Genomic DNA, 22,507 nt, shown 5'->3' with positions numbered 1-22,507 from the left:
CCATCAGCGATGTCCCTTCAACGTCCGAAGGTGTTCGGCGAAGAGCTTGTCGGCCTCGAGGATGCTGGTCTCGTACCAGCCTTTCCAGTCGCCGGCCTTGTTCCCGGCGACAAGCAGAATGGCTGCCCGAGTGGGGTCGAAGGCGAACAGGATGCGGAGCTCGGTGTTACCCGAGGAGCCGGGTCTGAGTTCCTTCATGTTCTTGTAGTCGGAACCCTTGACTCGGTCGACCAGGGGCCGACCGAGACTCGGGCCTTCTCTGGCGAGAATGTCAATGGCAGCGGCTACCTGGTTGGCGGAGTCTGGATCTTCTTTACCCAGCCGGACGAGCCACTCGTCAACCAAGTCTGTTGTGTCGATTCGCCACTCACCCGCACCTGCACTATAGCCCACGTACAACCCCTGCGTTATAGGAACTGCCGGGGCCGCTCGCCCATACTCTTCATGTCTTGGATGAACGATTCTCAGCTCCACCGGTTACGCGTCGACTGCGGCATCGCATGACGCCGAACCTGCGGCGGGCCGCCCGTGCGATCGTGTGCGAACGTCGCGAACTTCGGGAGGAGGCAGATCTCACGGTCATCGTGGACGCACCGCACGTCCGGCACCAGGAAGTCGTCGCCGCCGACCATGCGCCCGGCTTCTCAAGATCTTCTGAAGAGGTCCATCGTGATCCTGGGGCGGGCGGTCAGCGGATGGCGATGGGGGGTTCGGCGAGGCGTACCGCCAGCGGGTCGCGCGGGGCGATCCAGGGAGCGTCCGGCGGGCCGTCGGGCTCGGCGGCCCAGTTCCGGCCGATCCGGTCCACCGCGATCGGGTAGATGGTCAGCGCGCCGTCGGCGGCGATGTGCATCCGGAGGAACGACTTCGAGTCCTCGATGCCCTGGGCGGCGAACAGTTCGTTGACGTTGACCCCGAACGAGCTGGCCACCAGCAGGTAGCCGGCGACCAGTTCGCTGGCGACCAGCCCGATGACCGGGCCGTAGATCACCGCGGCGGCGGCCGCCGGCAGCGGCCAGGGCCACTCGTACATCGGCAGGTGCAGCCAGGCCCAGGTGCCGGCGGCGGCCAGGGCGACGTGCGCCAGCCCGTGACCGATGCCGAGGATCCAGTTCCGGGCGTGCCGCTTGCCGCCGGTGCTGGGCGGCTTGGCGAAGAACGCCGCGCCGAGCACGGTGACGATCAGTATGGCGACCAGCGGGACGCTGAACAGTCGCTGCTCGGTGCTGGTCGCCGTCTTGGTCGCGGCGCCGGCCATCGCCAGCATCAACAGGGTGTGCAGGGTGCCGAGCAGGGTCCCGAAGCCGGGGTTGCGCAACGGCAGCCGACCGAAGACCCCCCAGCCGTACCGCCGGGACCGGGCCGCGTCCGGGAAGCGGCCGACCAACTCGTACGGGCGGGACGGGCTGGACCGCCGCGACGTGGTGTCCTTCGGCGGTACGTCGATCCGGGCCGGCAGCTTGTGGGTGGGGTAGAGGTAGGCGCCGCCGCCTCCGCAGGTGATCAGCTCCCGGTCCGGGCCGGTGTAGCGGGCGTAGTGGTGCAGGTCGCCGGAGAGCAACAGCCGTACCTGGGCCCCGCTCGGCGCGATGATCTTGCGGATGAAGTAGTCGATCGAGTCGTACGCCTTGGGGTGGTCCACGGCCTTGACCCAACCCGGCTCCGGCACCACCAGGATGACCTTGGACTCGGGTCCCAGGTGCCGGACGGCCTCGGTGAAGTAGCTCAACTGCGGGTCGTCGATGTACGAGCCGGACTGCCCGTCCAGCCCGAACAGCCACCAGCCCGCCGGCAACTCGACGGTGAAGTACGACCGGGTCTGCGGGGTACGCCAACCGCCGATGTTGTCGTCCCGGGACCGGACGAACAACCGCAGGAAGGCGGTCAGACCGTCGTACCAGTCGTGGTTGCCGGGCACCGCGAACAGCGTCGGAACCTCCCGGCCGGGGGTCGGGTGCGGCAACGCCGACTCGTACGGGCCCTTGCAGCGGTCCTCGTAGGCGGCGGCGCTGGCGGTCGGATAGACTTGGTCGCCCCCCATCACCAGCATCTGCCCCCGGGGCAGCCGCTGCCCGTCCACCGTCAGCTCCCGCTGAGCCAGCAGGTAGGCGATGCTGTACGTCGCGTCGAAGCCGTCGCCGAGGTCGGCCACGTAGTCCAGCCACAGGCTCCCCTCGACGGTGTTCTGCCGGTGCACGTGGTGCGGCAGCGACCCCTGCAACTCGCGCTTGTCCAGGTACGCCCCGAACAGCGCGGCCAGCACCGTACGCAGGCCGGTGGTGATCAGCAGCCAGGGCGCCAGCCAGGGCACCGGGGCCCGCCGGGTGTAGCCGAGTTCCAGCGGGTCGAGGCTCTTCGGCCGCCGGTGCGGAGCCTGTTCGGTCTCCACCGGTGTCGTCGCCACGTCCACCGGGGCGCTCCCACCCGACGGCGGGTCCTGTCGCGCTGTCGCCCTACCGGCCTGCCGGGGGAGGTCGGTGTCCGGTGCCGGGTCGGACCGCCCCGGCTCGCTCGCCTGCCGTGGGACGCGCCGGCCCGTCTGCTCGTCGGTCACGAGGAATGAGGCTAACCGCGATGATCGTCCCGCGCTGTCCAGTCCCGGACGCGGGAACCCGGTGGGGTGGGGGGTGAGGCGTGGCGTACACTCGGACGCTGTTGCCGCCTTAGCTCAGTCGGCTAGAGCGACGCACTCGTAATGCGTAGGTCATCGGTTCGATTCCGATAGGCGGCTCGGGTACGAAAGAATGGCCCGCGACCAGGCGATAAAGCCCCGGTCGCGGGCCATTCTCGTATCCGTTTCCGATCACGTTCGGGTGGGGCCCGTTGCACCATCCCGTTGCAGTAGGGCCGCCAGGTTGCCGTCCATCAGCGCGGCGACCGCCCGGTCGACCGCCTCCCTCTTCACGGCCTGGGCGACGTCGACGTAGATCTGCGTGGTCGTGAGCTGGGTGTGACCCAGGATCTCCTGCACCACCCGGATGTCCGTCCCCGTGGCGACCAGGTTGGTGCCGGCTGAGTGCCGGGCGGCGTGCAGCCGCGAGTCCGCGACGCCGGCGCGCACCAGCAGCGCCTCCCACGCCGCGTGGTCCTGACCGGCGTCCAGCGGCTGCCCCCAGGCGGTGGTGAACACCAGCCCCTGCGGATCCCACCGGCGGCCGATCAGCTCGTACTGCCGCTGCTGCCGGGCCCGGTGCGCGCGCAGCAGCTCCACCACCACCGGCGGCAACGGCAGCGACCGCACGCTGCGTTCGGTCTTGAGCTCCACCTCGACCAGGCCGCCGCCGACCCGCTGCGGGCAGTGCCGGGCGTGGCCGGCGCAGTCCGGCGGGCACGGCGGCGGGCACCCCCGCGCCCGGCCCGCGTGCCGGCGACACCCGGGCGGGCACGGATCGTGGTGGTGGTACCCGCGCGGGCTCCGAGGCCGCGGCGCGGCACCGCACGCGTACGGGTCGGCGCAGCCGTGCTGCCACGTCCGCCGCTGCAACTGCGTCTCCAGCTCGACGTGCGGCTGCTGCGCGCCGGGCGGGTCGAGGTGCGCCCGGTGCCACCGGATCCCGAGCGTCTCGCCCTGCCGGGGCCCGAGCAGCATGCCGATCAACCAGCGGGCCGCCATCGGGTCGTCCATCGCGGTGGTGATGATGGCCTGGGTCTCGTCGAGCGTGTGCGCGGCGACCCGGCCGGCCCGGGCGGTCGGCGGGTCGATCAGGTCGGCCACGTTCCGGCTCGCCCGGCCGCGGCGTACCGCGTCCTTGAGCGCCTTGCGCAGCATCCGGTGCGTCTTGAGGATGGTCGCCCCGGACATCGTGGCCTGCCGGCCGGCGGCGGCGGCCGCCGCGGCGCCGCGGCGGATCCGCGTCCGTCGCATCCGGACGTACAGGGCCTCCAGGTGCTCCGGCTCCAGCCGGCGGGCCCCGTCGAGCCGCCACGAACCGATCTGCGGCACGACGTGGTTGTCAATGAGGGCCCGGTACGCGGTGTAGGTGCCCCATGCCCGGGTGGGCCGGACGACTTCTTCCACCCAGTAGGTCAGCCACTGCCCGACGGTCTCGGCCCGCTTCGGCACGGTTCCGCCCCGCTTGCTGCGCTCCAGCAGCTCGTCGACCTTCGCGGCCACTTCGGTGGCGGTCTCGCCCTGGCGGTGTCGCCGGTCCAGCTTGCCGTCGGGTCTGGTGCCGACGGTCACGTAGCAGTGCCACAGCCCATCCGCTCCTTTGTAGATCTTCGGGCGGCGGTTGGGTTGGCGTGGCATGGCTACCCCCCTCGGGCGAGGTACCTCAACATCTGGCGGATCGTGGTCTTCTCTTCTGGCGTGACCGACGGGTCTTTCAGCCGTCGCATGACGGCCTGCATGTCCGGGTCGACGGCGACGTCAGGGTCGGTGGCCGGGGGAGTGCCGTCCCATCCGAGGATCTGGCTGGCGGTGGTCCGGGGGATCCCGAGGCCGTCGACGAACTTGTGGACTTGGATGCGCTGCGGGGACTCGACCTCGGCGCGGGTCCACCGGTAGATCGTCGAGCGGCGTAGGCCGGTGCGTTCTTCCACGTCGTCGATGGACCAGCCTTCGGCGCGCGCCTCGCCAAGAGCCCGCTTGACGAACCGGGCAAACGCCAAAACGCGTGGATCCTGGCTGGCACTGGCTGGCACGGACAAATCATAGGTGCCGTCCGTGGCACCTCCGTGCCGCGTGCGGCTTGGGTGCCGCGAACGGCTCTGCGGTACCGGTGCCGCAGAAACGCGAGAACCACGCGCGTCGATGAGATGCATGGACACAGCGTAGAGGCTGACCGGTCGCCTGACACTGACCGAAAGTGCGACCAGTGCCGGGGTTGGCACTCGCTGGCACCCGCATGTATCGTCGGTGCCATGAACGGCACTCAGAATACCGGGACCGGCACTGCCGCACCCGAACCCCTCGTCTACCGCCTCCCGGCGGCCGGCCAGGTGCTCGGCGGCCTCAGCCGCCGCAGCGTCTCGAAGCTGATCGCCGAGAAGAAGCTCCAGGCCGTCGTCATCGGCGGCATCCGCATGGTCACCCGGGCGTCCTGCGAGAAGTACCTCGCCGAGCAGATGGCCCGGCCTGAGGAGCTGGAGCAGGTCACCAACCGGACGGCGAAGGCCCGCAAGGTGCGGCAGGCCAAGACCACCGTGGCGGCCTGACTGTGCGCCGCATCCCGACGTGGCTCGGCCTGGCCATCGCCCAGGCCGTGATCCTCGCGACCGTCCTGCTCGGCGGCCTGATCGCGTACCAGGGCGACCGGCTCGGCCGGCTGCCCTCCACGGCGGTGACCGAGCCGGCGTCGGAGCGGCCGATCACCTGGCGGTGGGAGTCCCGCCGCTGACGAACGAGCCCCCGGCCGGCTTCCACCCGGCGCGAGGGCCCCGCACCACCGGACCAACCCGTCTCAGAAGGAGTCCAGCAATGCACCAGCAGCCTATCCGCCCCGGCCTCAAGGCGTTGATGGCCGTCGGCAACGATCTCCTCAGCTCCGGCTGGGACATCGACCGCGACGACCGGACCGCCAGCACCGTCGTGCGCAGCATGATCCACCCGTCCGGCCGAGAGATCACCATCACCACGGACCGCGATGGGGCGGTCGGCGACGTGACCCTGACCGGCCTGTCGCCCGAGCAGGTGGCGGGCGCGGTCACCGGCGCCGGGCTCACCGGCCCGGCCGAGGACCGGCCCGAGCCCACCCCGGCCACTCCCAGGCTGAACGCGCTGGTCGCCGCCGAACTCCACCGGATCGCCGACGCCATCGTCCGATCGGCGCTGCCGCTCGGCCAGCCGCAGCTGCGCCTCGGGGTGCTCGACAGCCGCGCCGACCTGGAGCGGTGGGCCCGCCACTTCGGCGTCGAGATCAAGGAGGACGGCGGCACCTCTCGTGACATCCCGAAGGTAGATCACGAGATCCCACTCACCGACGAGCGGCACGGCCCAACGCTGTTCTTCCACGCGCAAATCCAACCGGACCGCCTGTTCGAGGTGGAGCGGCTGCGGGCCCGGGTCGCCGAGCTGGAGGCCCAGCAGCAGCCGGCGATGGCGATGTCGCCCCGAGCCGACGGGGAGGCGTGATGCGCCGCTTCCTGATCGAGCTGCTGTACGCCCTGGCCCGGCTCCCGTTGCCGGCCCACCTGCGCAGGGGCGGTGACGCGCGATGAGCCCGACGTGGCCGAACCCGCCGCAGGTGCCGACCAGCCCGCCGGGCCCGCCCGTGCCGCGCGTCGTCGATTCGACCGGGCTGCTGTTCGACCGCGCCGACACCGAGCCCGCCGCCGTGCCCGTCCCGGCCGGCGTCGAGCTGGTCCACCTCGGCGGCCGGGACGACGCCCCCGAGATCACCCCCGAGTCCCTCGGCATCGCCGACGACCGCGTCGCCCAGGTGCTCGCCCTGGTCGCCGAGATGACCCCGGCGGAGGTGGCGCTGGTCCGCCGCTACCTGCAGCCCGCCCGACCGACCACCGCCGCCCACAAGGCGCGCAACCTGCGAGGTGCTGCCTGATGAGCCTCCACCCGACCAAGAGCCGCATCGCCCTGCTCGACCAGGTCGGCCGCGGCCTCGTCTTCCGCGACGCGATCAACGACTCGTACGTCGCCGCCGACCGGAAGGTCACCGCCGCGATCGCCGAGATGCGCCGCGCCGGCTGGGTCGAGCTGGACGACAGCCGGCCCGGCGACTACTGGCGGCTCACCACCACCGGCGAGGCCGCCCGCGGCCCGCTCACCTCGCTCGGCGAGCTGGTCTTCTCCACCTACTCCCAGCCGGGCGGCATCGAGCTGATGATCCGCCGCATCCCGGAGCGCGGGGCGTACACCTACTGGCTGTACGTCGGTGGTGAGCGGAAGCACGGCCCGTACTGGGAGTCCAAGGACGCCTACGACCGGCTCAAGCAGCTCGGGGGTCGGCTCTGATGGCCGGCGTCGACTCCCTCGCCGGCGGCATGGACACCGCCCGCCTGTCCGCCTCCCAGCGCGACCGGCTCCGCCGTCAGGAGCGTGACGCCGCGGCGCTCAAGTTCCTGACCGACCGGGACCTGGGTGACGTGGCCGAGATCCTCGGCCTGGTCCCGGCCGGCAGCGCCGCCGGCCGCCTGAGCCTGGCACCGCACGGCAACGTCGATACCTACCGCTACCGGCACTGTCGCTGCGAGCCCTGCCGGGCGGCCTGGGCCGCGCGGAGCCGGAGCCGCGACGAGCGCCGCCAGCGCAAGGCCGGTGCGAAGTGACCCGCAGCCTGACCGCCATCGCCGTCCTGACCGCCGTCGTGGCCGCCGCCGCCATCGCCGCCTGGCAGGTCACCCACTCCGCGACCGCCGTGCTGGGCGTCCTCGCCGCCGACCTGGCCGCCGCGCTGGTCATCGCCAGCCCGACGGCCCGCCGGATCGCCGCCCTCATCGCGCTGTGCCTCGCCGGGTGGGCGGCCGTCATCGGCGTCCTGTGGGGCGCCTGGCACACCGCAACCGCCCTGATCGGAGCCCTGACGTGAGCATCGACGCCGACACCCTCGCCGGCCTCACCGTGCCGCCGGTCCTGACCCTGGCCCCGCCGCCGGTGGAGCCCGGCCAGCACCGGCCCGGCCCGGACAAGCTGCGCGACCGCACCGGCCGCCTGATCATCGCCCTGCCCGTCGCCCCCGACTGGATCCTCAGCCCGGCCGCCTACCAGCTCGTCTCCCGCACCCAGGCGCCGGTCCACGCCGACGCCGGCGAGCACACCGGGCTGCTGAACATCCGCGACATCCAGCTGACCGGCGCGTGGACCGTGCCCGCGCCGGACCGGCCCGCCGAGGATCCGGACCGTACCGCGGTCCTGGCCGGCCTGCGGGCCGCCCTGGCCGACCCCGAGGGCGCCGTGACCGAGATCTTCCGCGAGGCCGCCGGCCCCGCGCCGGCACCCGAGGCGACGCCGTGACGGCACCAGCCGTGGCCGAGGCCGGGCCGGTGGTCATCGACAAGCCGGGCATCTACAACCTGCCCGCCGACGTCTACCACCGCGACCCGGTCCCCGGCGGCTCCCTGTCGTCGACCGGCGCCCGGAAGCTCCTGCCGCCGTCCTGCCCGGCCCTGTTCAAACACTGGCTGGACACCGGCGACGAGCCGAAGGCCGCGTGGGACATCGGCACCGCCGCCCACAAGCTGGTCCTCGGTGTCGGCCCGGAACTGGTCCGGATCGACGCCGACGAGTGGCGCACCAAGGCCGTCAAGGAGGAAGTCGCGGCGGTCCGGGCGCGCGGCGCCGTGCCGCTGCGGCCGGCCGACTGGGACACCGTCCACGCGATGGCCGCGAAGCTGCGCGAACACCCAGTCGCCACCGCCCTGTTCACCCCGCGCGGCCGGCCCGACGTCGGGCCGGATGGCGCCGGGCAGGCCGAGGTCACCGTCGTCTGGCAGGACCAGCGGACCGGCGTGTGGTGCCGGGCCCTCATCGACTACCTGCCGTACTTCACCCTCCACCGCGACGGGCAGCCCGCCGTCGCACCCGCCTACCCGGGCCGGCTGCTGCTGCCGGACTACAAGTCCGGCCGGTCGGCCGCCCCCGACAAGCTCGGCCGCACGATCGCCGACTTCGGCTACCACGTCCAGCTGGCCTGGTACCTGATGGGCCTCCGCGCGGTCGGCTACGCCCGCGACGACGCCCAGGCGCTCCTGGTCGTGCAAGAAACCCGGCCGCCGTACCTGGTGACCGTGTGCCAGCCGGACCGCGACGCGATGCTCCTGGGCGCTCTGCGCTGCCGGCAGGCCCTGGACGTCTACGCCGAATGCACCGCGTCCGGCCGCTGGCCGGGCTACGCCGACGACGTGGTCCTGGCCGAACTCCCGCCGTGGGAAACCCGCGAACTGGACGGAGCCGTCTGGTGAGCCCCGCCGATGTGGAACTGGCGCTCACCGTGCCGTGCCCGCTGTGCAAGATGCCCGCCGGCTCCGGCTGCGTGAACACGGTCGATGTCTTGCCACGCGAGCCGCACGAGTGCCGCCCGGTTCGCGCCCGGTTCGTCATGGAGGCCATCGCCTACAACCTTGAGGAGTCCGAATGAACACCGCCCTTGACCGGTACGCCGCCCCGGCGCCGGCCACCCAGACCACCGCCGTCGAGCAGGCCCGCGCCGTCGCCGAGGTCGCCGCCGCCGTGCAGGTCGCCCAGCAGAACCCGCGCGACATCCGCCGCGCCTGGGCCGAGATGGCCGAGGCGTGCGGCCGGCTCGGCCTGGCGAGCCGCGCGTTCTACAACGTCAACAACCGCGGCACCGGCCCGTCCGTGCACCTCGCCCGGGAGCTGGCCCGGATCTGGGGAAACATGGACTACGGCGTCCACGAGCTGCACCGCGACGACGAACGCGGCATGTCCGAGATCCGCGCGTACGCCTGGGACCAGCAGACCAACATGCGGTCGAGCCGCACGTTCCAGGTGCCGCACGCCCGGATGAAGGACGGGCAGCGCAAGCCGCTGACCGACCTGCAGGACGTGTACCTGAACAACCAGAACATCGGCGCCCGGGCGGTCCGCGAGAGCATCTTCGCCGCCCTGCCGGCCGACTTCGTTGCCGAGGCGCAGGACCGGTGCCGGGCCACGATCGAACGCGGCGACGGGAAGCCCCTGGTGGAGCGGATCGGCGCGATGGTCGACGCGTTCAAGACCGTCCGGGTGAGCGTCGGTCAGATCGAGACCCGGTTGGGTCGCAAGCGGGGCCAGTGGACGGCCGTTGACGTCGCGGACCTGAGCGTCGTGTTCGCCTCGATCAAGCGGGGCGAGACCACGGCGGCCGAGGAGTTCCCGGCCGAGCCGGTCACGGCCGCCGAGATCACCCAGCAGCCCGTACCCGGGCCGGCGCCGGTCGAGCCGGCCGCCGACGACTGGCCGGACACGGCCGCCCCCGGCGGCGGGCAGTGAGCCGGCAGGACCCGGGCGCGGCGACCGGCGGCCGGCCGGTCGAGCCGGGCCGGTGCCAGTGCGGCGACCCGGAGGGCGTCCACGCGATCCGCGGCGACGGCCGCCGGGGCACCTGCTCCCGGTCCGGCTGCCGCTGCCGGCAGTACGAGGCGGTGTCCGGTGACTGACATCGCTCGCAGAGCAGCCGCCGACCAGCAGAACGCGCACATCAACGCCCTGCTCGATCAGATGGTCGCCAACGTCCGGGACATGATCAGCGAGGGCGCCGACCCGGGCGACGCCGCTGTGGTCACCGCGATGACCCTGCACTCGGTCGACCCGGAGCGGGCATGCACCCTGGCCGGCTTCGCGCTGGTCCGGCTGGCGCAGCAGCGGGGGGCCCGCAATGGCTGACGTCATCGAGCTGTTCCCCGGGGCCGGCATCCCGCCGGCCCCGGGGCCCCGGGTCGACCTCGACGGGGTCACCACCCGGCGCGCCGCTCTCGTCGAGGCCCGCAGGACCGGCCCGACCAGCCTGATCGCCCGCTGCGCCGAGGCCAGCGCCGACGACGTCCCCGACCTGATGGCCGAGATCGCCTACAAGGAGCAGCTGCGCCAGGAGCTGGCCGACGAGGTGACCCGGCTGACGGAGCTGGTCGGCGAGTACCGGCTGACCGACGCCGCCGTTGACGTCCTCGATTGGCCAGCCCGGTGAGCCGGCGCCGTGGCCGGATCTGGCGCTGCCGCCAGGACGGCAAGTACGCGTTCAGCAACTGGCGGCTGGCCCGGCAGGCTCTGTCCCGGTTGACCGAACCCGGCTTCGTCTACTGGTGCCGGCAGGGCGGCGGCTACCACGTCACCCGCGAGGACCAGGCGGAGTACGACCGCCGTCGCGCCGCCCGCCTTCCCGGGCAGGTGGCGTGATGTCCCGCCGCACGATCGCCACCGTCAAGCGGCCGGCCGCCCACCGGTACACCGAGGACCAGGCCGTGCCCGGTCGGTGCACCTGCGGGCTGCCCCAGGTCAACGGCGTGCACGAGGTACCGGACGCCGGCCAGGAGCAGGCCGAGCACCGCCGCCGGGCCGGAGACGACGCATGAGCCACATCCTGCAGCTCGTCTGGCCGATCCTCGACGAGACGCACACCCGGTCGGAGCTGATCGCCGAAGCCCTCGCCGACGTCGACGAGCTGGCCGCCGAGTCGTCGGCGGTGGTCACCGGACCGCCGCTGTGGCTGATCTTCCCGGCCGCCGAGGTGCCCGGCTGGACCGCCTACCCGGGGTCCGTCCTGGTCGCCCGGATGCCGGCCATCCCCGACGCGGAGTTCAGCGCCTGGCGGTCCCGCCGCGACATCGACCCGGCGAAGGTCGAGCAGGCCCTCGCCGGGCAGATCACCGCCCGCCAGCTCGGTACGGCCGAGCGTCGGCACCTCGTCGAGCGGCTGATGGCCGACGGCCTCGACGACATGCAGATCGGGATCCGGCTGCGCTGGTCGGACACCCCGCTGAAGTCCCGGAACTGCGTGCTGCGGTTCCGCACCCACCACAAGATTCCCCGCCGTACCAAGGAGGCAGCAGCAGCATGACCGACAACGACCCGCGCGCCGTCGCGACCAGGCTGATGACCGAGGCCGCCAGCGACATCGACAGCGTCGACATCAGCGAGCAGCTCGACGAGTACAACCCCGATCAGGTCGAGGAGATTCGCGATCTGATCGAGAAGGCGACCGTCACCGTCAGCTGGCCGCAGCACGAGGCCGGCGAGCCGGTCACCGAGCCGGATCTCGTCGCCTGGTGCCGCGACCGGGCCGCCAACCACCGCACCTATGAGCACCACGAGTCGCCGATCTACCAGGACCGCGACGTCGCGCTGGTCGAGTGGACGGTCCGCACCCTCGGCAACCCGCTGATCCTCACGTCCGCCCGGGCCCTGGCCGTGATCGCCCAGCGGCACGGCCTCCAGCTCGTGCCGGCCGAGCCGGCCGGCGACGCGCAGGTCCGGGCCGCCGCCGATGCCCTGGTGCGCGCGACCGACCCGCTGGTCAGTGGCGTCGACGACCTCGACGACGACGGCCAGCGGTTCGCGCTGGCCACCACCCGCGCCGTCCTGGCCGCGGCCCGCGGCGAGTCGACCTCCGGCGACGACCGGGCCACCCCCGCCTGACCCTCCCCGGCTGGCCGGGACCGTACCGCGGACCCGGCCAGCCGGCCCACCAGAACCACCCGAATCCACGATCAAGAAGAGGCGCGTCGGTGCTCGAACGGATGTACGTGAGCGGTAAGATCAGCTCACAACTGAAAACGGCCGGAACGGGTGCTGGTAACACCCGAACCGGCCTAAGGCCCCGATCCGATCGCACCGGAAGGAGCCCTGGCGACATGATGCCATGGGCCGGCCGCGCCATGCCGCGCGCCGTTCAACCCGTGCCCGCCGCCACCCCCGGGGGTGGCCGCTGATGGCGCGCTCAGAAGCACGACTCTCCGTCAGCATCTGGTCTGACCCCGACTTCCTCGCGCTCGGCCCCGCGCCGCAGCGCATGTTCATGTTCCTGCTCTCCCAGCCCGACCTCGCCCACGACGGCGTGATCGCGCTGCGGGAACGCCGCTGGTCCAAGTCCGCCGCCGGCCTCACCCGCGCCGACGTCGAGCAGGCCCTGGCCGACCTCGCCGCGGCCCGGTTCGTCGTGGTCGACGAGGACACCGAGGAGCTGCTGGTCCGGTCGTTCATCCGCCGCGACAAGGTGTACCGGCAGCCGAACGTGCTGCGCGCCGCCCAGGACCACCTGGAGGTGGTGACCAGCCCGGCCATCCGGGCCGCGATCGCCGTCGAGTTGCGGCGCATCGCCGAGTCGGGCGACCTTCGCGGCGAACCGGTGCGGATCGTCACCGAGATGCTCGACGCCCTCGGTAACCCTTCCGGGAACCCTTCGCCGAACCCTTCCGGCAAGGCCGCCGGGCACCCCCCGGACGACGACGGCGACCCCGGCCCGAACCCTCCCGACGACGGCCCGCACGACCACGACGGCCCGGACGACACCAGCGAGGCGCCGGACACCGCCGACACGCCCGAACAGGAGGTAGCCGCAGGTCGTAACCCCTCCCGGAACCCTTCTGCGAACCCTTCCGGGAACCCTAGCGCCGGCACTCCCGGGGAACGGGGAGTAGTTACGGCCGTAAGTAGTGGTTCCCCGTTCCCCGTTCCCCTTTCCCCGGACCCCGATCCCCACTCGCCGCCTCCGGCGGCGAGACCACGCGCGAGCGCGCGAGACACCCCGACCGCCGACGCCGACTTCGACGCGTTCTGGTCGGCCTACCCGCGACGGGCAGCGAAGCGCACCGCCCGCAAGGCGTGGGACAAGGCCATCACCCGCGCCACCCCCGCCGAGATCACCGCCGGGGCAGCCCGCTACCGAGACCGGCCCGGCCGCGAACTGCGCTTCACCGCCCACCCGGCCACCTGGCTCAACGGCGACCGCTGGACCGACGACCCACCCCGGACCAGCCGCGACCTCGCCCTCCCCGGGCAGCCGGCAGCCGCACCCGAACCGCAGTCCACCGCCGACAAACGCTTCGCCGACGCCATGGCACTCGCCGCCAAATTCGCCGCCGAGGAGGCATCATGATGAACAAATCGCAGGTCGCAGCGATCCTCGGCCTGATCGCCGCCCGAGACCGGCGCACCGTCGGTGAAGTCGACGTCCACGCCTGGCACGAAGACATCGGCGACCTCGACTTCGACGACGTCCGCCAGGCCATCTCCGCGCACTTCCGCGACTCGACCGAGTACCTGATGCCCGCGCACATCCGCCGGCTCGCCGCCGGCCTCGCCCGGGAGCGGCACCGCCTGGAGCGCGAGGCCGCCGAGCAGCGCGCCATCGAGGCGTACGCGGCGACCGCCGGGCCGCTCACCGACCGGTCCGCCGAGATCCGCGCGTTCGTCGACGAGGTCCGCGGCGCGCTGCCCGAAGGGGACCGCGAGGCGCTGATGCCTCGGGCCGTCGCCTGGGAGCGGGAACACCGCGCGTTCCAGCGGCAGCAGGACGCCGAGCCGAACCCGGCGTTCGACCCGTCGATGCGGCCCGTACGCGAGTGGAACGCCAGCAAAACCCCGCCGCCCGGCGCCTGGTGGGAAGACGCCGACGCCCGGGAGCGCCACGCCAAGACCCTGCTGGCCGAAGCCGGCCGGCTCCGCCCGTCCGCCGACACCGCCGCCTGAGGAGACCCGCCGCCGTGCAGCCCACTGACCGCCCCGACACCACCGCCAAGACCGACCGCGCCGGAGACGACCCGGGCATCAACCTCACCGAGCTGCGGATGACGGACGAGGCCCGCGCCGCGATGTACCCGACGCCGCCCGCCCGCCCCGTCGAGTCCCCGGCCGACCGGATGCGCCACGCCACCAGCCCCGCCGCCGACCTCCAGGAGCTGCGCACCAAGCTCGATCGCGCCCGCCGCCAGCGAGACGACCTCGCTCAGGAACTCGCCCAGACCCGGGACGCCCTCGGCCGAGCCGGCGTCCAGCCGTGCAACACCGCCAGCACCCCGGAGCTGGTCGACCGCCTCGCCAGCCGGCTCGACCGCGAGGCCACCACCGCCCGGCAGACCATCGCCGACCAGGCCGAGCAGCTCCGCCGCAACGGCACGCTGATCGGCAAGTTCCGCGAGTGGTGGGAGTTCGGAAACGGGCTGTGGTCCGACCACGACACCGCGACCCGCAAGCACGACCCGCTCTGCCACGACGACGAGCGGGCGCACTGGTGCGACTGCGACTGCTGGTGCCACGAACCCGCCGACGAACCGGCCGACGTCGAAGAGCTGCTCACCCTGGCCGCCGAGAACCTCGACACCGCCGAGACCGACGACGAACGGGCCGACGCCATCGGGATGCTCCTGTCCGGCTGGTACGCGGCCTGGCCGCCCTCCGCCGTCACCGACCCGCATGACCCGATCGCCGCCGAGCTGGTCCGGCTCCTGAGAGCACCCGCAGCGCCGGCGCCCGACCTGCCCACCGCGCTCCGCAGCGCCTTCACCGCCGACGAACTGGACGACCTGCACTCCCTCGTGGTCGACGCGGGCGAGCTGCACGAGGACACGCCGAAGGAGGATCCGACCGGCCGACTTGCTGACGCCCTGTTCCTCGCCCGCACCGTCGAGCAGGACGCCACCGCCGCCGGCCTCGGTTCACCGCGCCGCGCACAGGAGCCGACCGATGCAGCGCTCGACACCGCCCACGCCCAGGGCTGGGCCGCCGCCATCGCCGCCCTACTCGACCGCGACCGCTACATGACCTGGTGGGAGTCCGTCGACGTCCAGCCCGACGGGACAGCCCAGCAGCACCTGGCCCGCTACCTGGCGGCGGTCGCGCCGTCGACCCGCCCGCGCTGCGAGACGTGCGAGGAGCCGATCCGGCCCGGTGAGCAGGTCGTCCCGCCGCTGCCCGGTGTGGGGCTGGTCGAGCACGCCGCCGGCGCCTGCCCCGAGCCGGCCGCCGCCGACAGGCAGCACCCGGCCAACGACCCGGCCAACACGCAAGACGATCTCACCGACCGGCTCGCTGCAGCCCTTGCGCGGCTGATGCGCCGCAACGCCGGGGATGGCATCAGCCCCGCGACCTGGCGTGGCTGGGAAGCCCTGCTCGTCGAGCACGGCAAGCGGACGCGGGAGGGCTGAGCGATGGACCAGCTCGCACTCTTCGCCCCCACCGAGACCCCGCCTCCGCGGCCCTGGTCCGCCGTACGCCCCGGCGAACAGCTCACCTTCACCATGCCCGGATCGCCATGGTCCGGCCGGTGGACCGTCCGCCGCGTCGAGGACCACCCCCACGCGTCGTACGCCGTGATCGTCACCCTCGTCGACGAGACCGGGCGGACCTGGGCCACGGTGCCGCATCGCGAGGTCCTGGTGCCCGGGCTCGGGTGGACCTTCGGATGGGAGGGCTGACCGGTGGACCACGACCATGACGCCCTGCGCGCCCTCGCCCACGCCAACCCCGGCATCTGCATCTACCCGGAGATGCTCCGCCCGCAGCCCGGACCGTGGCGGTCCCGGACCTTCCAGCGCGCCGCCAAGCAGCTCGGCTACGACCTGCCCGAGTGGCAGCGGGCCGTCATCCAGCGAGTCATGCAGGACGCCCGGCCCGGCGCCCGGCTGACCGGCCCGCCGCCGGCGCCGAAGCCGGCCGACGACGAGCAGCCGACCGTCCCGCCCGCTGTGGTTGCCGCTGCCCGCCCGGCGGCACCCGACCCCGACGTCGCCCCGCCGCCGGTCACTCGGTGGCGGTGGTGGCACCGCTGGGGTGGTCGATGATGCGCGGAGACCTGGCCACCGTCACCCCGCACACCATGCACGACGGCCAGCCCTGCGGCACCTGGCACTGCCGCCTCCTCAGCGACCCGAACAACCGCGGCCGCGTCGTCGTCCAGGAGGTCGTCGTCGACGGCGACCGGTGGCGGAACCGGATGAGCACCTCGGTGGACGTCGCCGCGCTCGTGCCGCTGACCGTGCAGGTCGACCTGTTCGGCAACCCCGTCCCCGTCCGGCTGGCCCGCCGGTGAGCACCGCGCCGGAGACCGCCCCCGCCACCACGGCGGGGGCACTCCGCGTCTGGACCCGCACCGAAATCGCCGACACCGCCGGCCAACTCGCCAACGCCATCACCGGGCCGCACAACCGCCGGCTGCACCTGCCGACAGTGCGGCACCGCCCGCCGAGGCCGCGACCAGATCCGCGCCGACGCCCACACCACCACCATCTGGTGGCCCGGCCTCACCAGTCGCCACCTGTACGCCGACTGCCCCAGCAGGCAAGCCCTCCTGCCCGACCTGCGCGCCGCCGACCTGGACCGACCCGGGCCGGGCGCAATCGACCCCCGAGGCGCCGACGTGTGCCGAGCGTGCCGCCGCGTCTGGGCCATCAACCACGAACCAGCGAAAGGGCGCCTTCGATGACCGCCGTCGCCCCGTGGTGGCCCGGCATCGCCTACGACCACCTCGACCCCACCTGCCCCGGCCGGCTCGCCGCCGGCGCCCACCTGCCCGGCCACGGCCCGATCCGGGTGCACGCGCCCACGGTCTGCCCGCGATGCCGACGCCGCTGGCTCACCCTCCGCACGAAAGGCCGCCGATGACCGACCCGCGTCACCTCCACGCCCTGGCCGCCGCCCACAGCCTCGCGGCGGCCAGGGCAACCCTGGCCGACCGGGCCGCCACCGAGGCCCGCCGGCACACCACCAGCCTGCTCGACGCCGCCCCCGTGCTCCGGTCCGCCGTCATGAGCACCCGGCACAGCACCGGCGGCCACGGCGACCCCACCGGCGCGCTCCTCACCGCCCGGCCCGTCCGCGACACCACCTGGGCCGACCTCGCCGCGCAGTCCGACCGCCGGCTCCGGTGGCTCGCCGACCAGCTGCCGGTCGCCACGGTCGGCCCGGACGCCTGGTGGCGCATCGTGACCGCCCTGCTTCGACTCCGGCCCGCGCGTGCGGCTGCCATCCATCGTCACCTCGCCGACGAGGACGCCTGGCTGCGCGACGCCCTCGGCCTCGACGCCGACCGGCAGCGGCTCCCCGGCGACCCGGAATGCCCGGCCTGCCGGACCCGCCGGCTCTACGCCCAGACCGCCGCCTCCGACCCGGCGCTGTGGACGGTCGTGTGCGCGCTGCCCGGGTGCCGGTGCTCCGGGACGGACTGCCCGTGCGGGATGGCCGTCCGGGTGGCCGGGGTGGCGCACATCTGGCCCCGCAGCACGGTGCTCGCGGGTACGACTGCAGCCGCCTAACCTCAAACCAACCGAAGGAGATCCCATGCCGCCGACCCGCCGCCTCGGAAGGACCAACCGCCCCGAACTCGAGCTGCCGCCCACCCCGGTCTGGTTCAAGCTCTGGTTCGCGTTCTGCGCCCTGCTCGGCCTCGGCCTGCTCGGCGTCATCGTGTGGGCCGTCATCAAGCTCGTCAACCACTTCACCGCCTGACCGAACCGAGGCCCGTGACGCGAACTCTGCTCGCGTTACGGCCCTCTTCGTTCGTCCCATTTGCGAACTCCATAATGACCCTTATTGTGCGTAAGGGCTTGGGATGTTGTACGTGACCGGCGCGGATAGGATGAGACCGTGACCGCCGCGCACACCGACATCACGATCTGGCTCGGCGCCCAGTTCGACGCCGACGACGCCGAGATCATCAACCACCGCGTGCACGGGACCGCACCGGCCGAACTGCTCGACCAGATGGCGCGCGACATCGAGGCCAAGCGGCGCATCCTCGACGAGGCTGCGAACTACTCGCCCGAGCTAGAGCATGGCGACAACGGCGAATGGGCGCTCGGCATGGTCCTCCGTCTGCTGGCCCTGCCGTACGCCCACCGGCCCGGCTACCGCGAGGAGTGGCGACCATGATCATGGTCCGGGGTCGCGAGTACGGCACCGCCGACCAGATCGCTGCAGCCCTCGGCACCGACGTCACCCCCGCCATGGTCCGCAACTGGTCACAGCGCGACGGCCTCGCCCGCCACCGAGACGGCCGAACGGTCTACTACGACCTCGACCAGGCGGCCACGATCGAACGCGACAAGCGCGTCAGCGGCCGAGGCCGGGCGCGCCGGCTTGACGCCACCCAGCTCACCGCCGCATGATTTGATCACTCGCCTGATAGGCGACGTCTGCCCACAGCCCGGTTGAGCCACTCCTGTCGCTCCCGGGCTGACGTGCATCCAGGGATGGGGAGCACGGGCAGCGGTGGCGGGCCGACGTCCAACGGCGGGGCGCCGGCCCGCACCACCCGCAGCAGACTCGACCCAAGGAGCGCCATGCAGCCCACCATCGGCCGGATCGTCCACTACACGCTGACCGAGCACGACGCCGAAGCCGTCAACCGGCGACGCGCCGACTACGCCAACCGGCCGGACGGACCGGGCAACGAAGGCTTCCAGGCGCACGTCGGCAACCACGCCGAAGCCGGGCAGACGTTCCCGGCCGAGGTGGTCCGCACGTTCGGCGGCACCGCCGTCAACCTGCAGGTCAAGCTGGACGGCAGCGACACCTACTGGGCCACCTCCCGCAACGAGGGCGAGCCCGGCCAGCAGGGCTGCTGGATCTGGCCGCCCCGCACCTGAGTTCCCATTTGATGATGATCGGGGGTGTGCGGCTGGGATGGACCACCCGCCTGCGGGCGGCATGCGTCCGGGGCTGCCACCACGCACCGGCCTGAACGGTGGCCCGCACACCCCCACCTAGCGCTGTAGAGCAGCTCGGTAGCTCGCCTGGCTCATAACCAGGAGGTCCCCGGTTCGAATCCGGGCAGCGCCACCAACCAGCACGAAGGGAACACCCCCGTGCGATTCAGCCCCGGCACCGTGGCCGTCGGCATCCTGCTCATCCTGGTCGCCCTCGCCTACCTGACCACCGTCCTCAGCAGGTAGCCATGCCCCGGGCACTCAAGCCCTGCTCCACACCCGGCTGCCCCGAACTGGTCCGCACCGGACGCTGCAGCACCTGCACGGGACAAGCCGAGCAGCAGCGAGGCACCGCAGCGCAACGCGGCTACGGCGCACGACACCGCCGTCGCTTCCGCACCCGCGTACTCCAACGCAACCCGCTGTGCGTCTGCGTCGACACCAGCCACGACCACGGCACCCAGTGCCTACGCCCCAGCACCGTCGCCGACCACCACCCCAGGTCACGGCGCGAGCTGGAAGCCGCAGGCCTCGACCCCAACGACCCGGCATACGGCCGCGGCCTGTGCAAGGGATGCCACGACCGGCACACCGCCGCAGCGCAGCCCGGCGGCTGGAACCAAGCGCGGTAACCTCACCACCACCTGCGGCTGATCCCCGCAGACAGAACGGCCCGATGCCTCCCGGCTCGGGCCGTTCGCATTCCGGGAGATGCGAGATGGCAAACGCCACCTGCGCCCACTGCGGCGCGCCCTACGAATCCGGACGATCCGACCGGCGCTACTGCACAACCCGCTGCCGCAACGCCGGCAACCCCCGGCGCTGCGAGCGGGACGGATGCGACCGACCGCACCGCGCCAAGGGCCGGTGCAACCGGCACTACAAGGACGAGCGATATCCAGACCAGCGGTACGCATTCCCCGACGACCCGGAGGCCAAGCGCAGACGGGATCTGGCCAAGGCCAAGCGCAGGCGGGCGGCGCAGCGCAGGGCTGACGCTGAGGATGTGGACCGCGACGTGGTGGGTGAGCGCGATGGCTGGCGCTGCGGTGTGTGTCGTCGCAAGGTGGACCAGCGCAGGCGATACCCGCACCCACTGAGCCCATCCCTTGACCACGTGATCCCGCTGTCGCAAGGCGGACGGCACACCTACGCCAACACGAGGATCACCCACCTCCGATGCAACCTCATGCGAAGCAACTGCGGCGGTGGTGAGCAGCTCGCCCTGGTCTGACGGAGCGTGACGGGCGGGATGGTGGGGGATGACCCCCTATGTCCGATTCAGCCGGAACCGCCGGAGAGGTAGAAAGGGATCTGTACGGATCCCAGGGCTTTTGATCTTGCACATCTGTAACCCTGCGTGACGGCGCGAGGCTGCACGCACTGAGCAGTGGAGGGCGCGATGCCCGCTCTGCCGAAGAGGAACCCGGCGAGGCGTAACAAGTCGGCGACCAGGGCGACCCTGAGCGCCGCGCACAGTGTGAAGGCTCCCGAGTTGCCACCGTCGCATGACTGGCACCCGGCGACCGTCGCCTGGTGGCGGGACATCTGGGCGTCGCCGATGGCACCCGAGTACGACGAGTCCGATGTTCACGGCCTGTTGATCCTGGCGGTGCTGGTCGACGAATTCTGGACGGCCCCGAGCAAGGATCTGGCGGGTGAGATCCGGTTGCAGCGCCAGTGCTTCGGCCTGACGCCGATCGACCGGCGCCGGTTGCAGTGGGAGATCGAGCGTACGGATGAGGCGCAGGAGAAGGGCCGCCGCCGGCGTACGGGTGCGGAGCCGGGGAAGGCACCGACGAAGGCGAGGGATCCCCGCGCGGTGCTGCGTTCGGTGTCGTGACTGGGCTGATCGTCCCGCCGATGGACGAGGATCCGTGGCCGACTCTCGGCCCGGGGATCTGCGACCTGATCGAGGACGGGGCGTGTTTCGGCCCGGGTGACTTGCGGGGCCAGCCGGCGGTCATCGATGACGAGAAGCGGGCGCTGATCTACCGGGCGTACGAGGTGTACCCGCGGGACCATCCGAAGGCGGGGAAGCGGCGCTTCAAGCGGGTGTGCATCAGCTTGCGGAAGGGCACCGCGAAGACGGAGTTGGCCGGCTGGATCGCGTTCGCCGAGTTGCATCCGGACGCGCCGGTCCGGACGGACGGGTGGAAGCGGCAGGGTCGGATGTGGGTGCCGGTCGGTCGGCCGGTGCGGGACCCGTACATCCCGATGATCGCCCACACCGAGGAGCAGACGGAGGAGCTGGCGTACGCGGCGCTGCTGGTGATGTGTTCGGAGGGCCCGGATCAGGACCTGTTCGACTGCACGTTGGAGCGGATCACGCGCGCGTCCGGCGAGGGTAAGGCGGTCGCGTTGGCGTCGGCGCCTGACTCCCGCGACGGCGCCCGGACCACGTTCCAGCACGCCGACGAGCCGCACCGGCTGAAGCTGCCTCGGCAGGTTCAGGCGTGGCAGACGATGTTGCAGAACATCCCGAAGCGGCCCATCGCCGACCCGTGGTCGCTGTCGACGACGACGGCGGGGGTGCCGGGCGAGGGGTCGGTCGCCGAGTCGGAGCGGGAGTACGCGCGCCGGATCGCCGAGGGTAAGGCCCGGGACCCACAGTTGTTCTACTTCCACCGTGAGGCCAGCACCGGGCACAAGCTGTCGACCGATGACGGGCTGCGGGCGGCGATCGTGGAGGCGTCCGGGCCGGCGGTGGCGAAGTGGTCGGACATTGATTCGATCATGTCGCTGTACCACCAGGCCGACACGGACAAGGCGTACTTCGAGCGGGTGTGGCTCAACCGCTGGGTGGCATCGTCACGGCAGGCGTTCGACCCGGTCCGCTGGAAAGAGCTGAAGCGGGACGTGCGGATCGAGCATGGTGAGCCGATCGTGCTCGGATTCGACGGCGCCCGGTGGCGGGATGCCTGCGGATTCGTGGCCACGCACATCGAGACCGGGTTGCAGTGGACGCTGGCGTTGTGGGAGAAGCCCCCCGGGGACGGTGAGGACGCCCAGCAGTGGGAAGTCACCGATGAGCAGGTCGACGGGGCCCTGGCTGAGGCGATGGACCTGTATCGGGTGGTGCTGGTGTACGCAGACCCACCGCGGTTCGAGGCGAACGTGGCGAAGTGGTCGGGGAAGTACGGCGAGCGGCGCGTCGCCGAGTGGTACACCAACCGGCCGAGGCAGATCGGCGTGGCGATGCGCGCCTACAAGACGGCGCAGACGTCCGGCGCGGTCACGCACCGCGGCGACGGGGACCTGGCGCGGCATATCGGCAACGCCCGCCGCGGCGACCTGAAGATCCTCGACGACGACGACACCCCGCTATGGACGATCTACAAGGAGCGCCCCGACTCGCCGCTCTACATCGACCTGGCGATGGCGGGCTGCTTGTCGTGGCAGGCCCGGCTGGACGCGATGGCCAAGGGCGGCTGGCAGCGTAAACCCCGCAGGAAGATCATCGTCAGGAGGTGAC

37 protein-coding genes and 2 tRNA genes are annotated in these 22,507 nt (G+C 72.3%); 35 read left to right on the top strand and 4 right to left on the bottom strand.

What is annotated here, in order from left to right:
• Window positions 1-3: 3 nt before the first annotated feature.
• Both ACFOX0_RS18055 and ACFOX0_RS18050 read right to left on the bottom strand, forming a co-directional pair.
• On the bottom strand, window positions 4-345 hold the full coding sequence (locus ACFOX0_RS18055) for a type II toxin-antitoxin system RelE/ParE family toxin (protein ID WP_377547245.1): 342 nt from the start codon (window positions 343-345) through the stop codon (window positions 4-6).
• 343 nt (window positions 346-688) lie between these two features.
• Window positions 689-2,554 carry a metallophosphoesterase family protein gene (locus tag ACFOX0_RS18050; protein WP_377547242.1) on the bottom strand — a complete coding sequence of 622 codons (1,866 nt, stop codon included), beginning with the start codon at window positions 2,552-2,554 and terminating at the stop codon, window positions 689-691.
• A 103-nt stretch (window positions 2,555-2,657) separates the two neighbouring features.
• Between ACFOX0_RS18050 and ACFOX0_RS18045 the strand changes: the two genes are divergently transcribed.
• Window positions 2,658-2,731 (top strand) — tRNA-Thr (locus tag ACFOX0_RS18045).
• 72 nt (window positions 2,732-2,803) lie between these two features.
• Here ACFOX0_RS18045 and ACFOX0_RS18040 read toward each other — a convergent pair.
• Both ACFOX0_RS18040 and ACFOX0_RS18035 read right to left on the bottom strand, forming a co-directional pair.
• Complete coding sequence (locus ACFOX0_RS18040) at window positions 2,804-4,249, bottom strand: site-specific integrase (RefSeq protein WP_377547239.1); 1,446 nt, start codon at window positions 4,247-4,249, stop codon at window positions 2,804-2,806.
• Between the two features lie 2 nt (window positions 4,250-4,251).
• Window positions 4,252-4,764, bottom strand: coding sequence for a helix-turn-helix domain-containing protein (locus tag ACFOX0_RS18035; protein ID WP_377547236.1), 513 nt, complete (start codon window positions 4,762-4,764; stop codon window positions 4,252-4,254).
• Window positions 4,765-4,863: 99 nt separating this feature from the next.
• On the opposite strand from ACFOX0_RS18035, the gene ACFOX0_RS18030 reads away from it, so the two are divergent.
• The 34 genes from ACFOX0_RS18030 (at window position 4,864) to ACFOX0_RS17865 (ending at window position 22,506) form a co-directional block, all read left to right on the top strand.
• A complete protein-coding gene (locus tag ACFOX0_RS18030; RefSeq protein WP_377547234.1) occupies window positions 4,864-5,157 on the top strand; it encodes a hypothetical protein in 294 nt (97 codons plus the stop codon).
• Window positions 5,158-5,159: 2 nt separating this feature from the next.
• A complete protein-coding gene (locus tag ACFOX0_RS18025; RefSeq protein WP_377547232.1) occupies window positions 5,160-5,339 on the top strand; it encodes a hypothetical protein in 180 nt (59 codons plus the stop codon).
• Between the two features lie 80 nt (window positions 5,340-5,419).
• Complete coding sequence (locus tag ACFOX0_RS18020) at window positions 5,420-6,073, top strand: hypothetical protein (protein ID WP_377547230.1); 654 nt, start codon at window positions 5,420-5,422, stop codon at window positions 6,071-6,073.
• Between the two features lie 82 nt (window positions 6,074-6,155).
• Window positions 6,156-6,500: a hypothetical protein gene (locus ACFOX0_RS18015; RefSeq protein WP_377547228.1), complete on the top strand. Its 345-nt coding sequence runs from the start codon at window positions 6,156-6,158 to the stop codon at window positions 6,498-6,500.
• Window positions 6,500-6,910 carry a hypothetical protein gene (locus ACFOX0_RS18010; RefSeq protein ID WP_377547226.1) on the top strand — a complete coding sequence of 137 codons (411 nt, stop codon included), beginning with the start codon at window positions 6,500-6,502 and terminating at the stop codon, window positions 6,908-6,910. The genes ACFOX0_RS18015 and ACFOX0_RS18010 overlap by 1 nt, the downstream gene beginning before the upstream one ends.
• Window positions 6,910-7,224, top strand: coding sequence for a hypothetical protein (locus ACFOX0_RS18005; protein ID WP_377547223.1), 315 nt, complete (start codon window positions 6,910-6,912; stop codon window positions 7,222-7,224). Before ACFOX0_RS18010 ends, ACFOX0_RS18005 begins: the two co-directional genes overlap by 1 nt.
• Window positions 7,221-7,484, top strand: a complete 264-nt coding sequence (locus ACFOX0_RS18000; RefSeq protein ID WP_377547220.1) for a hypothetical protein — start codon at window positions 7,221-7,223, stop codon at window positions 7,482-7,484. The genes ACFOX0_RS18005 and ACFOX0_RS18000 overlap by 4 nt, the downstream gene beginning before the upstream one ends.
• Window positions 7,481-7,909 (top strand): hypothetical protein, encoded by a 429-nt coding sequence (locus tag ACFOX0_RS17995; protein WP_377547218.1) that lies wholly within the window; start codon window positions 7,481-7,483, stop codon window positions 7,907-7,909. The genes ACFOX0_RS18000 and ACFOX0_RS17995 overlap by 4 nt, the downstream gene beginning before the upstream one ends.
• Window positions 7,906-8,856 carry a PD-(D/E)XK nuclease-like domain-containing protein gene (locus ACFOX0_RS17990; RefSeq protein WP_377547216.1) on the top strand — a complete coding sequence of 317 codons (951 nt, stop codon included), beginning with the start codon at window positions 7,906-7,908 and terminating at the stop codon, window positions 8,854-8,856. The genes ACFOX0_RS17995 and ACFOX0_RS17990 overlap by 4 nt, the downstream gene beginning before the upstream one ends.
• A complete protein-coding gene (locus ACFOX0_RS17985) occupies window positions 8,853-9,032 on the top strand; it encodes a zinc finger domain-containing protein (protein WP_377547213.1) in 180 nt (59 codons plus the stop codon). The genes ACFOX0_RS17990 and ACFOX0_RS17985 overlap by 4 nt, the downstream gene beginning before the upstream one ends.
• Window positions 9,029-9,886, top strand: coding sequence for a hypothetical protein (locus ACFOX0_RS17980; protein WP_377547210.1), 858 nt, complete (start codon window positions 9,029-9,031; stop codon window positions 9,884-9,886). Before ACFOX0_RS17985 ends, ACFOX0_RS17980 begins: the two co-directional genes overlap by 4 nt.
• Window positions 9,883-10,053 (top strand): hypothetical protein, encoded by a 171-nt coding sequence (locus tag ACFOX0_RS17975; protein ID WP_377547207.1) that lies wholly within the window; start codon window positions 9,883-9,885, stop codon window positions 10,051-10,053. Before ACFOX0_RS17980 ends, ACFOX0_RS17975 begins: the two co-directional genes overlap by 4 nt.
• Window positions 10,046-10,279, top strand: a complete 234-nt coding sequence (locus tag ACFOX0_RS17970) for a hypothetical protein (RefSeq protein WP_377547204.1) — start codon at window positions 10,046-10,048, stop codon at window positions 10,277-10,279. Before ACFOX0_RS17975 ends, ACFOX0_RS17970 begins: the two co-directional genes overlap by 8 nt.
• Entirely contained in the window at window positions 10,272-10,580 is a 309-nt protein-coding gene (locus ACFOX0_RS17965) for a hypothetical protein (protein WP_377547202.1), read from the top strand. The genes ACFOX0_RS17970 and ACFOX0_RS17965 overlap by 8 nt, the downstream gene beginning before the upstream one ends.
• A complete protein-coding gene (locus ACFOX0_RS17960) occupies window positions 10,577-10,789 on the top strand; it encodes a hypothetical protein (RefSeq protein ID WP_377547199.1) in 213 nt (70 codons plus the stop codon). Before ACFOX0_RS17965 ends, ACFOX0_RS17960 begins: the two co-directional genes overlap by 4 nt.
• Entirely contained in the window at window positions 10,789-10,965 is a 177-nt protein-coding gene (locus ACFOX0_RS17955; RefSeq protein ID WP_377547197.1) for a hypothetical protein, read from the top strand. The genes ACFOX0_RS17960 and ACFOX0_RS17955 overlap by 1 nt, the downstream gene beginning before the upstream one ends.
• Window positions 10,962-11,450, top strand: a complete 489-nt coding sequence (locus ACFOX0_RS17950; protein ID WP_377547195.1) for a hypothetical protein — start codon at window positions 10,962-10,964, stop codon at window positions 11,448-11,450. The genes ACFOX0_RS17955 and ACFOX0_RS17950 overlap by 4 nt, the downstream gene beginning before the upstream one ends.
• Entirely contained in the window at window positions 11,447-12,028 is a 582-nt protein-coding gene (locus ACFOX0_RS17945) for a hypothetical protein (RefSeq protein ID WP_377547192.1), read from the top strand. Before ACFOX0_RS17950 ends, ACFOX0_RS17945 begins: the two co-directional genes overlap by 4 nt.
• Before the next feature lie 292 nt (window positions 12,029-12,320).
• The gene (locus ACFOX0_RS17940) at window positions 12,321-13,487 is read left to right on the top strand and encodes a hypothetical protein (protein ID WP_377547190.1); all 1,167 of its coding nucleotides are present in this window, start codon (window positions 12,321-12,323) and stop codon (window positions 13,485-13,487) included.
• Entirely contained in the window at window positions 13,484-14,080 is a 597-nt protein-coding gene (locus ACFOX0_RS17935) for a hypothetical protein (RefSeq protein WP_377547187.1), read from the top strand. The genes ACFOX0_RS17940 and ACFOX0_RS17935 overlap by 4 nt, the downstream gene beginning before the upstream one ends.
• 14 nt (window positions 14,081-14,094) lie before the next feature.
• On the top strand, window positions 14,095-15,534 hold the full coding sequence (locus tag ACFOX0_RS17930) for a hypothetical protein (protein WP_377547185.1): 1,440 nt from the start codon (window positions 14,095-14,097) through the stop codon (window positions 15,532-15,534).
• Window positions 15,535-15,537: 3 nt separating this feature from the next.
• Entirely contained in the window at window positions 15,538-15,804 is a 267-nt protein-coding gene (locus ACFOX0_RS17925; protein ID WP_377547183.1) for a hypothetical protein, read from the top strand.
• A gap of 3 nt (window positions 15,805-15,807) precedes the next feature.
• Complete coding sequence (locus ACFOX0_RS17920) at window positions 15,808-16,170, top strand: hypothetical protein (protein WP_377547181.1); 363 nt, start codon at window positions 15,808-15,810, stop codon at window positions 16,168-16,170.
• Window positions 16,167-16,418 (top strand): hypothetical protein, encoded by a 252-nt coding sequence (locus ACFOX0_RS17915; protein ID WP_377547179.1) that lies wholly within the window; start codon window positions 16,167-16,169, stop codon window positions 16,416-16,418. Before ACFOX0_RS17920 ends, ACFOX0_RS17915 begins: the two co-directional genes overlap by 4 nt.
• Before the next feature lie 389 nt (window positions 16,419-16,807).
• Window positions 16,808-16,990: a hypothetical protein gene (locus tag ACFOX0_RS17910; RefSeq protein ID WP_377547177.1), complete on the top strand. Its 183-nt coding sequence runs from the start codon at window positions 16,808-16,810 to the stop codon at window positions 16,988-16,990.
• Entirely contained in the window at window positions 16,987-17,640 is a 654-nt protein-coding gene (locus tag ACFOX0_RS17905) for a hypothetical protein (RefSeq protein ID WP_377547174.1), read from the top strand. Before ACFOX0_RS17910 ends, ACFOX0_RS17905 begins: the two co-directional genes overlap by 4 nt.
• 25 nt (window positions 17,641-17,665) lie before the next feature.
• Entirely contained in the window at window positions 17,666-17,833 is a 168-nt protein-coding gene (locus ACFOX0_RS17900; protein ID WP_377547172.1) for a hypothetical protein, read from the top strand.
• Between the two features lie 138 nt (window positions 17,834-17,971).
• Window positions 17,972-18,256 (top strand): DUF6221 family protein, encoded by a 285-nt coding sequence (locus tag ACFOX0_RS17895; protein ID WP_377547170.1) that lies wholly within the window; start codon window positions 17,972-17,974, stop codon window positions 18,254-18,256.
• Entirely contained in the window at window positions 18,253-18,492 is a 240-nt protein-coding gene (locus ACFOX0_RS17890) for a hypothetical protein (RefSeq protein WP_377547167.1), read from the top strand. Before ACFOX0_RS17895 ends, ACFOX0_RS17890 begins: the two co-directional genes overlap by 4 nt.
• A gap of 174 nt (window positions 18,493-18,666) precedes the next feature.
• Window positions 18,667-18,972 carry a hypothetical protein gene (locus ACFOX0_RS17885; protein WP_377547164.1) on the top strand — a complete coding sequence of 102 codons (306 nt, stop codon included), beginning with the start codon at window positions 18,667-18,669 and terminating at the stop codon, window positions 18,970-18,972.
• A 119-nt stretch (window positions 18,973-19,091) separates the two neighbouring features.
• A tRNA-Met gene (locus ACFOX0_RS17880) sits at window positions 19,092-19,168 on the top strand.
• Between the two features lie 582 nt (window positions 19,169-19,750).
• The gene (locus tag ACFOX0_RS17875) at window positions 19,751-20,266 is read left to right on the top strand and encodes an HNH endonuclease (RefSeq protein ID WP_377547162.1); all 516 of its coding nucleotides are present in this window, start codon (window positions 19,751-19,753) and stop codon (window positions 20,264-20,266) included.
• A gap of 168 nt (window positions 20,267-20,434) precedes the next feature.
• Window positions 20,435-20,875, top strand: coding sequence for a phage terminase small subunit (locus ACFOX0_RS17870; RefSeq protein WP_377547160.1), 441 nt, complete (start codon window positions 20,435-20,437; stop codon window positions 20,873-20,875).
• Between the two features lie 20 nt (window positions 20,876-20,895).
• Entirely contained in the window at window positions 20,896-22,506 is a 1,611-nt protein-coding gene (locus ACFOX0_RS17865; RefSeq protein WP_377547158.1) for a hypothetical protein, read from the top strand.
• The last annotated feature ends 1 nt before the right edge of the window (window position 22,507 follow it).

The organism is Micromonospora zhanjiangensis (assembly GCF_042650605.1).
Lineage (GTDB): Bacteria > Actinomycetota > Actinomycetes > Mycobacteriales > Micromonosporaceae > Micromonospora_J > Micromonospora_J zhanjiangensis.
Note: the sequence above shows the minus strand (reverse complement) of the source record. Positions and strands in the feature narration are given on the sequence as shown.